Genomic DNA, 12,069 nt, shown 5'->3' with positions numbered 1-12,069 from the left:
CCAACATTCGTGGGTGGTAACTACTGGTACCTCCGCCTTTGTATTGCTCAATTAAAGCATCCATATTTAATTGGTTGACTACTTCGTTAACCAATCGAACGGGATGGTTTTGAGGAATTTTATTAAAAATATCTTCAGAAAAAAGACTTGGACTATTGGCTGGTAGCGACTTAAAGCGTATTTTTGACTTGTTTATCATACGAGCTCAAGATACATATTTTGAGTGTATAAACACAAAAAAAATCCCGAAAATTTTCGGGATTTTTGCGTTTTGTGACTTTTTAGACAGCCTCTTTTTTTAGTTATTATACACCTTCAGTGCTTCTTTAATAATTTCGGTCGATTTTATTAAATCTTCTTTATTCAATACATAAGCTAAACGCACTTCGTTTAAACCAACACCTGGGGTTGAATAGAAACCGGCTGCAGGTGCGACCATAACCGTTTCGCCGTTCAAATCATACGATTCTAATAGCCATTTGGCAAAATCCTCTGCGTTTTCTACCGGCAGTTTAGCGATGCAATAAAATGCACCTTTTGGCATTGAAACCTGAACACCATCAATTTTATTTAAACCGTTAACCAATGTTTCTCTGCGGTCTTTATACTCGGTGATCACATCATCAAAATAAGATTGTGGAGTGTCTAAAGCCGCTTCAGATGCAATTTGAGCATAGGTTGGCGGTGATAAACGTGCCTGTGCAAATTTCATTGCCGTTGCCATTAATTCTTTATTTTTAGAAACGATACACCCAATACGTGCTCCACACATACTAAAGCGTTTTGAAACTGAATCAATCATGATGGCGTTTTCAGCAATGCTTTCTTCATTCATTACCGAAAAATGCTCATATCCATCATACACAAATTCGCGGTACACTTCATCGGCAATTAAAAACAAATCGTGTTTTTTTACCAATGCAGCCAACTGTTGAATTTCTTCTTTGCTGTATAAATATCCTGTTGGGTTTCCCGGATTACAAATTAAAATAGCTTTTGTTTTTGGGGTAATCAATTTTTCAAAATCGGCGACAGGTGGTAAAGCAAATCCGCTTTCAATTCCCGACATCACCGGAACAACTTTTACTCCGTTTTGAGTAGAAAATCCGTTGTAGTTTGCATAGAAAGGTTCCGGAATAATGATTTCATCACCTTCGTCCATTGTAGATCCCATGGCAAAAATCAATGCTTCAGAGCCACCTGTGGTAATAATAATGTCTTCTTTATTAATTGGCAACCCCTGATTTTGATAATAATGCGCCAATTTTTCGCGGTACGAATCAAATCCGGCAGAATGGCTGTATTCTAAAACCGTAATATCGGCATTTTTAACCGCGCTTAAAGCTACTTCAGGCGTTTTAATATCGGGCTGACCAATATTCAAATGATACACTTTATTCCCTTTTTTCTTTGCTGTTTCAGCAAAAGGAACCAATTTACGTATTGGTGATTCAGGCATTTGCACGCCTTTATGTGAAATTTTAGGCATTATTCTATCATTTTTAAATAAAATACAAATTTAGTTTTTTCTATGAAATCACAATGATTTTTTATTTGTTTAAATAAAGTTAAAATACTGACTGCCCCATTTAATTTAAGTATTTTTGTGCAATTTCTAAGAACACAACAACTATTTACTATGAGCAAAATTATATCGTTTTTGTCATCTACAAAGTTAATGGCTGTTCTATTCATTGTTTTTGCTGCCGTTATGGGTATTGCAACTTTTATAGAAAATGAATACAACACCGACACAGCACGAATTTTAGTTTACAACACCAAATGGTTTGAGGCAATTATGCTGATTTTTGTTTTTAACTTTATTGGCAATATTAAAAGGTATAAGTTGTTCAGCAAAAAAAAGTTAGATACTCTTATTCTACACCTTTCTTTTATTTTGATATTAGTTGGTGCGTTTGTTACAAGATATATCAGTTTTGAAGGAATGATGCCTATACGCGAAGGCGAAACCGTTAACCAGTTTTATTCCGATAAAACGTTTTTATCATTTATGGTTGATGGGGAATATGACGGGGAAATGAAACGCCGTACTTTTGAAGACCAGCGTTTTTTCTCGGCTGCTTTAGACCAGGATAATTTTATCAGCAACTTTGCATCCAATCATTTTAAATTAAAAAAAGACTTTAACAACATTCCGTTTGAAGTAGAGTTTAAAGACTTTATTATGGGTGCCGAAGAAATATTTGAGGAAACACCCGATGGGAAAAGTTATTTAAAATTAGTAGAATCGAGCCACGGCGAACGCCACGAACATTTTATTGAAGAAGGAACTATTGAAAGCATCCACGGCATTTTGTATTCGTACAATCAACAAGCCGAAGGTGCTGTGAATTTTTTTACCGATGAAAACGGCGAAATGCAAATCAACACTCCATTTGCAGGAAATTATATGGTGATGGCAACGCAGGCAAAAGGTGAAGTTGAAGCCAATTCAACCACTCCGTTAAACTATCGTTCTATGTACGATTTAGAGGGTGTTCAGTTTGTAATGGACAGACCAATGAAGGGTAAAAAAGTATTAAAATCGAACGGAGATTTTAAAGCAAAAAATTCTACCGATGCGTTGGTTTTAACTGTCCGTTCCCAAGGCCAGGAAGAAGAAATAACTTTAATGGGATCAAAAGGACAAATGGGTATCCCTCAATCATTTAAATTAGGTGATTTAGAATTTACGTTCATATATGGATCAAAAGTTTATACTACGCCTTTCCAGATAAAACTAAACGATTTCATTGCAGAAAAACGTCCGGGAACCGAAAAAAGTTATTCTTCATTTGAAAGCAAAGTAACGGTTATTGATCCGAATCAGACATTTGATTACCGCATTTATATGAACCACGTTTTAGACCATAAAGGATACCGATTTTTTCAGGCTTCTTACGATCCTGACGAATTAGGAACCCATTTATCCGTAAGCCACGATTTTTGGGGCACCTGGATTACCTATATTGGTTATACCTTATTATATATTGCTATGTTGTGCATTTTATTTACTAAAAACACCCGTTTTAACGATTTAAGAAAAAAACTGAATAAAGTACGAAACAAAAAAGCAGCCTTAACAACCATTGCGTTATTATTTGGATTGGTTTCAGCAACAGCACAGCACCAGCACAACAAACCAACAGCGGAACAAATTGATACTTTGTTAATTAAAACAACCGTATCGCAAGAACATGCCGATTTGTTTGGCTCGATCATTATTCAGGATTATAACGGACGTATGAAACCTATTAATACGTTTTCGTCTGAATTATTGCGTAAAGTAAGTAAAGATGACCATTTCCGCGGTATGGATTCTGATCAGGTAATGTTGTCTATCACACAATTTCCGCAATTGTGGTACCACGTACCAATAATCAATCTTAAAAAAGGAAACGACAGTATCCATTCAGTTATCGGAATTGCTAATGATGCTAAATTTGCTGCATTGGCAGATTTCTTTGATGATAAAGGAAATTACAAGTTGGATCAATATTTAGACGAAGCTTATCAGGCGGCAGTTAAAGATCAGTTTCAAAAAGATTTTATTGCAGCCGACGAAAAAGTTAATCTGTTATATTCAGCAATCAGCGGAAAAATTTTAAAGATTTTCCCTATTCCCGGACATGAAAATAACAAATGGGTTTCGTATTTAGAATTGAATGAAGCCGGAATGCAAGAAACAGATTCTGCTTTCATCTATATGAAAAACATTCTGCCAATGTACACTGCTTCTCTTTTAAATTCAATCGAAACAAAGAATTTTGACACTTCAAATGAGCTTTTAACTTCAATAAAAAACTTTCAAAAATTACAAGGAAGCAACGTAATGCCTTCTGAAAAGAAAATTAAAGCCGAAATTTTATACAACAAATACGACATCTTTAAAAAACTGTTTTCGTATTATATGTATGTTTCTGTATTGCTTTTCGTTGTTGTCATCGTTCGTATTTTTAAAGACAACAAAACACTTAAAGCGGTTACCAAGGTTTTTATCGGCATCAATATTTTGCTTTTTGCACTACATACGGCAGGTTTAATTGCTCGTTGGTATGTTTCCGGACACGCACCGTGGTCCGATGCTTATGAATCAATGATTTATGTAGGTTGGGCAACTATGTTGTTTGGATTGGTATTCGGAAAAAAATCAGAGCTAACCATTGCATCAACCGCTTTTGTTGCCGGTATGATTTTAATGATTGCACATTGGAACTGGATGGATCCTTCGATAGGTAACTTACAACCCGTACTTGATTCGTATTGGTTAATGATTCACGTTGCTATTATCGTAGCAAGTTACGGTCCCTTTACTTTGGGAATGATTTTAGGACTCGTAGCATTGTTCTTAATGATCTTTACGACTAAGAAGAACAAAGCTAAAATGGAATTAAATTTAAAAGAAATTACTTATATTAACGAAATGGCGTTAACCGTAGGTTTGGTTATGCTTACCATTGGAAACTTTTTAGGTGGTCAATGGGCAAACGAAAGCTGGGGACGTTATTGGGGTTGGGATCCTAAAGAAACCTGGGCTTTGATTTCAATTATGGTGTATGCCTTTGTAATTCACATGCGATTTGTTCCTGCATTACGCGGCTTATGGATTTACAATTTGATTTCTGTTCTTGCCTTTTACAGCATTATGATGACCTATTTTGGAGTAAATTTTTACCTAACTGGTTTGCATTCATATGCCAAAGGAGATCAGGTGGTCACACCTTCTTTTGTATGGATTTCGGTTGCTTGCATTACATTACTTGCAATTCCGGCTTATTTTAAATACAAAAAATACTATAAGAAATAACAACAAAGCTTCCGAAAATTCGGGAGCTTTTTTTATCTTTAACAAAACGTTTGATTATGAAAACAACAACAATGAGAAATATTTTATTATCGGTAAGTTCCCTTTTTATGTTTGCCTGTTTTGGCGGCAAAAAAATTTATACGGTAGACGAAACAACAAAAAACAAGATAACAGATATGGAAAACAATAAAACAATTTACGATTTTAAAGTAGAAACCATTACCGGAGAAACTTTTGATTTATCAAGTTTAAAAGGCAAAAAGGTTTTAATTGTAAATACCGCTTCTAAATGCGGATTAACTCCGCAATTTGAACAGTTAGAAGCCTTATATCAAAAATATAAAGATCAAAATTTTGTAATCATCGGATTTCCCACAAATGATTTTATGAGCCAGGATCCGGGAAGCAATGAAGAAATCGCAGAGTTTTGTAAATTGAATTATGGTGTAACTTTTCCAATGATGGCAAAAATTGTAGTAAAAGGAAAAGAAAAACACCCGTTATACCAATACTTAACAGAAAAATCACACAACCAAATTGATGATTTTGATATTGAATGGAATTTTCAAAAATTCTTAATCAACGAAGACGGAACCATTGATAAAGTAATCAGTCCGCGGGTTTTACCAGATGCTAAAGAAATTATAGATTGGATTGAAGGGAAATAGATTAATTTTCATTTAAACAAAATCGGGCTGAAACCCGATTTTGTTATGAGATGAAACTATTTTTTAGATACTTTAATATTCAAGAAAGTTAATTATACAAAATCTTTGGTATCGTTATAACTTATTGGGACAATCATCTTCGGAGTTTTTTATTGTTTTAAAAATCAAACTTATACATTGCTCCGCCTAAAATCTGTAAACCTTGTACACGGTATTGATTGAAACGATAGTAATTTTCATTGACTAAATTCATACCTTTTAAGAACACTGTCCACTGAGCTGTGGGTCTGTAACCTACGGTAAGATTTAAATCATAATAATCGCCTAATTTCAAATCATTAACCGTTCCGCCACCAAACTCATAACGTTGTCCCACGTATCCTAAATCGGCATTTGCAAACCATTGATTGGTAAAATTATACAATACATTTAAATTGATTTTTCCTTGTGGCAAATGAAATGCATTTTCGTAATCTTCTACACTGTAATTATTGTATTCGCCCGAAATTCCGATTTTTGCTTTATCTGAAAAATCAAAGTTCAACTCTCCGAATAAACTCAACGTGTTTACTTTATCATAAATTAAACCAAACGAGTTTCCGTATTGATAGCCTTGTTTGTTGGGTTGATTTATATCATATTGATTAATGGTAAACATCGCCTTATCGTCTTCGGTTTTATAGTTAACACGTACATTATACGATAAATTGTGATACAGCTTCCCTTTCATTCCGGCATAAAGATCGAATTTTGTTTGTGTGGGTCTTAATTCTAAAGAAGGGGCTGCAAACGGATTTTCTTCTGCTAAATCGGCATACGAATTTTGTTTCACGCCACCAACAGCTCCTGCATACGCCTGAACGATATCAGGAACCAGATTAAAGTTTGCCTTAACCATTGGATAAATTACCAGTGCGTTGTCTTCCACTCCCTTTATTTTACCTAATGAATAGGTTAAGCCAGCACCTAATTCTACGGAATAATCTGTATCAAAAAACTTAATACTTGGGTTAACTGATAAATTTAAGTAACTATATTTATCTTGATTATTATCAATACCATTATTAGCAAATTGAGTATTTAAATAATCGGCTTCAAAATTTATGTGTACTGTTTGCTCAGGAAGTTCTACATTAAACTTTGGTGCAAAGATAAATCTGCTTTCTTTACTGCTGTAATCGTCCCAAAAATATTTGTAGGAAACAGCTGCTTTTTCAAAAGCACCTGTATAATTTTCGTAAGAAGCTCCTACATGAACATCGCCGTATTTTTGCAACGGATCTACCATAGCAAAGTTAAAATTCGACACATAAAAATCAGATGGCGTTCCGTACCAGTTGTATTTAGACATCATTGCACCAAACTGGGTACTCCACTGATTGTTTCCATTGTACTGCCCCAAAGTAAAATCTAAATTTGATTTACTGTAAGAATTTTCGAGTTCTACGCCATCTAAATTTTTGTCTCCGTCTGACGAAAGGTGTTTGAACAAACCGCCTATATACATATTTTTAGATCCAATTTGCTCTACAATACCTAATTCTCCGCGAATGGTGTTAAAGTTACCATAACCTAACAACGCATAATTATTGTAAAAATTAGCCAGCGAATCGTTATCAACCGCTGCAGCCTCGCCTTTAGCCGGTGCAAATGTTGAAGCTACCGGAACAGAAAAAATGGTGTATTTTACCTCTTTTTTCTGGTTGATGTCTTCGTCTTCAATTAATGGGTTATCGTTGATTTTAAAAGCATCGTTTAACGTTGCCTGATATTCTGACGTTACGTTAACAACCTCTGTTCCTACTGTATTATTATTTTTGTTTTTATCGTCTTGTGCATTTGCCTGATTGGCATAAAATGCAGCTACTATAGTGATACTTAATAAGTATTTTTTCATATGAAAATATTTATTTTTTTATTGATCATATGGAATCGCTTTATCTTCACTGGTGTTTGTTTACAACAAACAATTTGTTAATGGCGATTTCATAACAATTTATTTTACCGATGAATTACGTTTGGCTTCTTCTGATTTTATTTTAGCTAATTCTGTTTGTGCTTCAGTTACCACATCGGTAAACTCCGCAGCATTGTCAATTACACTTTCTAAAATATAAGTTGCCTGATAGCTGTCTTTTAACTGATAAAAGTTTTTAGCCAGCAACACCAGTCCTTTGGCATTGTAATATTTGTAAGCTGAATATTCTTTAACCAATCGTTCAACTGTTTTGTTAGATGCTTCGTATTTTTTATCTGCATTTTTAAAGTACGCGTCGTAATATAAAGCCTCAGCTTTTAATTCAGCTGTTCCAATGGTATTTAGCTGCTCATATAACTTACGTGTGTTTGCCATATCGTTATTTTTAAGGGCGACACGGGCACTAATTGCGGTCGCATCAGCTTTAATGCGTTTGTCAACTTTGGTATTTGCAGCTAAAATATTTGCATATTTTGCCGCCGTGGTCATATCGCCCTCATCAAACGCTAACTTCATTAAGTTTGATTGCGCAAACAATCTGTTGGAATCGTTACTTGAATTCGTTTCTAACTGACCTAAAACACGTTGTGCATTGGCTTTATCTTTTTCTGCCAGATAGATATTCGACAAGCGAACCAAACTTTGCTCGGTATATTCTGATTTGCCCCGTTTTAAAACATTTTCGTAATTTGTTTTAGCTTCTGAAACCTTGTTTTTTCCGTAATAAATCTCTGCTACGTTAAAATACGCTTTGGTTGCGTGCAGTCCGTTTGGATAATTACTGATGTAATCGTTTAAGCTTTTTAAAGCCGCATCGCTATTGTTTTGAGCCATTTGGTTTTCTGCCGAAGTGTATACATCGTTTTCTAATTCGGCAGTAGAAATATCCACAAAATCTAAATTTTTAACCCAAGCAGCAAATTCATTGGATCTGCCCGAATCTAAGTAAGCAACACGTGCATTTTGAACGGCTTCGATTGCATCTTGCGATCCCGGATAATCATTTACTACTTTTTTGAACCGTTCAATGGCCTGATCTACCTGATTGGCATTGACATAAACCACCCCTTGACGCAAAATGGCTTTTGAAATCAAATTTGATTGCGGATGGTCTGTAATCAACTGATTGAATGTTTCAATAGCCTTGTTGGTTTGATTGGTATTGGCATAGGTACTTCCCAATTCGTAAATAGCATCATCAACCAAACTGGACGATTTATAAGTATTGGCAAATTTTTGTAATTCCTCAATTTTTGTCGGTGTTTTATCTACAAAACCATAAGCAATTGCCTTTTGAAACGCGGCATAATCTTTATAAGCCGAATTGCTCTTTAAAATGGAATTATACATTTCCATAGCCGGCCAATACTGTTTGGTCACAAAATAGCCATCGGCTAAACGAAGTGTAGCATCTGTTTTTTTTGCATCGTCTGTAACAACCGACAAACAACTTTTAAAATGCGTGTTGGCATCGCTGTAATTTTTTAGTTTGTAAGCTGCATATCCCAAATTATAATCTACATTTTTATATTCGGGTGTATTTTTTGCCTGTGGCAACTGTTTAAAAGTGGTAAAGGTTTGATACGCATCGTTAAAACGATTCAGAGCATATTCACTTTCGCCCCGCCAATAAGTGGCACGGGCTACAAAGTTGTTATCCTGACGCTCTGCGATTGATTTGTTAAACATACCGTTTGCCAGACTGAATTTTCCTTCGTTAAAAAATTCCACACCTCGGTAAAAAGTAACTTTCTGGTAAGCCGCTTTGTTTAAGGGTGTACGGTTAGATTCTAACACTTCTAACGCCGCCTGATAATTTTTGGTTGAGATATATGAATCTACCAATAAATCGTTCAGTTCCTGTTTGTAGGGTGTTTCAGGATATTTAACCAAAAAATCGGTAATTACTTCGGGAACGCTTTTATACGGATTACCAATATCGTAACTCAATTTCGCATAATTGGCATACGCATCTTCCTGAATCTTTGCAGAAAAATTCATTTCAGAAGCATTTTTGAACGCGTTTAATGCTTGCGTTTTTTGTTCTAAATTCAAATAGCTTTCTCCTAAATGGTAATAAGCGTTTTGTGCAACAGCATCTTTTCCGCTAATGATTTTATTAAACTCTGAAACCGCTTTGGTGTAGTCTTTTTGTTGATAATAGCAATAACCCAACTGGTAAAAATCAACATTGCTTAGTTTACCCTCTTTCCCTTCATAATCCAATAAATAAGGTAACGCTTTATCGTATTGTTTCAGGTTAAAATAACTTTCGCCAATGATTTTTGAAAGTTCTGATTTTTCCATTTCGGTCGATTTTGGCATTTGAGCCAAACCTTCTTCAATAGCTTTTTCAAAGTTTCCGCTTTTAAACTGCATATCGGCTTTGTAATATCCCATACGCTCTTCGTACTTTTCAACCGATTCCACATTGGCGAAATATTCATTTGCCTGCGCATAATCATTGTTGGCATACGAAATATATCCTAAATAATACTTTGCCTGATTGCCATATTTTCCGTCTAAATCTACTTGTTGCAGATAGGTATTGGCTTTGGCATAATCTTTTTTGGTAAAATACCCGTATCCAATTTGGAAATTCATCCGGTCTTTATCTGCCGGACTTAAAATCGTTTCATTGATTTTTCCGGCATAACGCAATGATTCATCATATTCGCCTTGGGAAAAATAAAAATTGCTCACATCGATATACGCCTGGGCTTGTTTGCTGCTTGTGGGATAATCATAAATGAACTGATTTATTTTTTGTTCTGCTCCGGGTTGTCGCAAACGAATAGCACAATTGGCACTATAATACGCACTTTCTGCCTGAATTTCGTTGTTATTATTTTTAATAGTGGCTTTGTCAAATAAAATCTGAGCCATAGCGTATTGTTGCTCATTGTAAAGATTTACGGCATCGTAAAAATCTTTGTTCTCTTTTGTGTAATTGTAAGATTGCTGTGCCTGTACCGACAATCCGCCCAGCAAAAAAGATAAATATAAAAAATGATTCGCTTTTCGCATTTCAACTATTTTTTTAAGTACCAAATATATTAAAATATCTATAGTTATGTAACGCTTTTTGTTATAATTAATTGTTTCAACTACTTATTTTTATTGAAGTTTTTGTTAGATTTTTTTTGAGTGTGAATATTGAAAGCAAGTATATCACGAAAGTATTTAAAGAGCTTTTTTTGAAATTAAAAAATAATTCTTATATTTAAATAAAAAATTATGGAACAAAAACATATTGAGATTTTTGCCGGAACTGCAATTATGGCTATGGCAGTAAAAAACACATTAGAAGAAAACAACATTTCTTATATTGAACGAAACGATATTGAATCGGCTATAACTGCCGGTTTTGGTTCTGCTGATAAAGCCGTACACATTTTTGTGTTAGAAGAAGACGAAGAAAAAGCACGTTATGCCCTGGTTGAAAAAAACTTTGACGATATTGACGAGGTACAGGATTTAATTGATGAAGATGAAGAATAATTAATTTAATGTAACAAAAAAATCCGGCAGTTGTCGGATTTTTTTGTTTGTTAAACTCTTTTATTTTACTATTAATTTCTTTGTACTTATGTTTTTGCCTGATTTTAAATTAAGGATATACGTACCACTTTTTAATTCCTTGATTTGATAAACATCTTTGGTAAACTGTGGTTTTGTTATCTTTTTAATCAATTTTCCGTCTAAACTGTAAACAGTGATTAACTCTATCTTTTCATCAGTTGAAATAAAAACGGCATTATTTGTAGCCGGATTAGGATAGACATTAAATGTGAATTTATTAAACTTCTCATTACCTAATAATCCCCATTTATCTTCGGCAGGTGCTCCACCCCAAATTTTAGTGGCTATATAAGGGTTGTCAATAAACGGATTTCTATTTCCTTGTGCATACGTACCGTTTCCACCTAAATAATCATTTCGTTGAATTTCAACTGCTGATACCGGATCTTCGATATTCCATTGTAAAAACAGATCAATCATAGCGTCAGGAGTATTAGTCGTAGATCCCACACCAACATTTGAAGGCAGGCATTGTGAACCATAACGCACGTACATATACATCATCATTCGGGCTACATCACCTTTCCATTCATCGCCCGGATACCAGTTAGAACCCACATTGCCTGAATTTCCGCTACCGGAAGCAAATTTTTTATTGCCCCTGTTGTTATTCCATTGCACATCCGAAGCACGAAGATGGTGTGCATCTGCTCCCGGTCCGGATTCGCCTAGATTTGGTGTTCCAATAGATTTGGCATAGGTGTGTTCACGGTTCCATTGACCATTATTCCCTCCGTTATTGTTCTTGTCTCTGCTAAATGCTTGCTGACCGGTTGTGGTACCTACCCAACCATAAACCAATAATACTTTAGAAGTATCGTTAGGGTCTAAATCTGTAATCTTTAAGGCATTCCAAATTTGGCTATAGGTCAATGTGTTGGTATGTGTATTAGTAATTAAGGTGGTTAATTGGTTTTTTAAAGAAACACCGCTCAATGAAAAATCTATTCCGTTATAATAAGCCGGAATATTTTGTCCGAATATACTTATGCTTAAAAATAAAGCTAAAACTGCGAATATATTTTTCTTCATAA

Annotated in this window: 7 protein-coding genes and 1 pseudogene; 3 read left to right on the top strand and 5 right to left on the bottom strand. The window is 34.8% G+C overall.

All coding sequences use genetic code 11. From position 1 onward, the window contains the following. A pseudogene (locus tag BLW20_RS14570) lies at positions 1–199 on the bottom strand (IS5/IS1182 family transposase); the annotation flags it as partial. Positions 200–298: 99 nt separating this feature from the next. Beyond that, on the bottom strand, positions 299–1,489 hold the full coding sequence (locus tag BLW20_RS06715; protein ID WP_091097915.1) for a pyridoxal phosphate-dependent aminotransferase: 1,191 nt from the start codon (positions 1,487–1,489) through the stop codon (positions 299–301). A 150-nt stretch (positions 1,490–1,639) separates the two neighbouring features. Between BLW20_RS06715 and ccsA the strand changes: the two genes are divergently transcribed. Both ccsA and BLW20_RS06700 read left to right on the top strand, forming a co-directional pair. Then, on the top strand, positions 1,640–4,807 hold the full coding sequence (gene ccsA, locus BLW20_RS06705; RefSeq protein WP_245725286.1) for a cytochrome c biogenesis protein CcsA: 3,168 nt from the start codon (positions 1,640–1,642) through the stop codon (positions 4,805–4,807). Positions 4,808–4,983: 176 nt separating this feature from the next. Then, on the top strand, positions 4,984–5,475 hold the full coding sequence (locus tag BLW20_RS06700) for a glutathione peroxidase (RefSeq protein WP_245725287.1): 492 nt from the start codon (positions 4,984–4,986) through the stop codon (positions 5,473–5,475). Positions 5,476–5,632: 157 nt separating this feature from the next. On the opposite strand, the gene BLW20_RS06695 is transcribed toward BLW20_RS06700, so the two are convergent. After that, positions 5,633–7,372 (bottom strand): TonB-dependent receptor, encoded by a 1,740-nt coding sequence (locus tag BLW20_RS06695; RefSeq protein ID WP_091097903.1) that lies wholly within the window; start codon positions 7,370–7,372, stop codon positions 5,633–5,635. A 99-nt stretch (positions 7,373–7,471) separates the two neighbouring features. Further along, positions 7,472–10,480 carry a tetratricopeptide repeat protein gene (locus tag BLW20_RS06690; protein ID WP_091097899.1) on the bottom strand — a complete coding sequence of 1,003 codons (3,009 nt, stop codon included), beginning with the start codon at positions 10,478–10,480 and terminating at the stop codon, positions 7,472–7,474. Between the two features lie 210 nt (positions 10,481–10,690). Here BLW20_RS06690 and BLW20_RS06685 point away from each other — a divergent pair, with 210 nt between their 5' ends. After that, positions 10,691–10,954 carry a putative signal transducing protein gene (locus BLW20_RS06685; protein WP_091097896.1) on the top strand — a complete coding sequence of 88 codons (264 nt, stop codon included), beginning with the start codon at positions 10,691–10,693 and terminating at the stop codon, positions 10,952–10,954. Between the two features lie 60 nt (positions 10,955–11,014). On the opposite strand, the gene BLW20_RS06680 is transcribed toward BLW20_RS06685, so the two are convergent. Beyond that, on the bottom strand, positions 11,015–12,067 hold the full coding sequence (locus BLW20_RS06680) for an endonuclease (RefSeq protein ID WP_177165044.1): 1,053 nt from the start codon (positions 12,065–12,067) through the stop codon (positions 11,015–11,017). Positions 12,068–12,069: the final 2 nt, after the last annotated feature.

Origin of the sequence: Paenimyroides marinum, assembly GCF_900108395.1 — a bacterium.
Classification (GTDB): Bacteria; Bacteroidota; Bacteroidia; order Flavobacteriales; family Flavobacteriaceae; genus Flavobacterium; species Flavobacterium marinum.
This window is presented reverse-complemented; position numbering and strand designations above follow the sequence as displayed.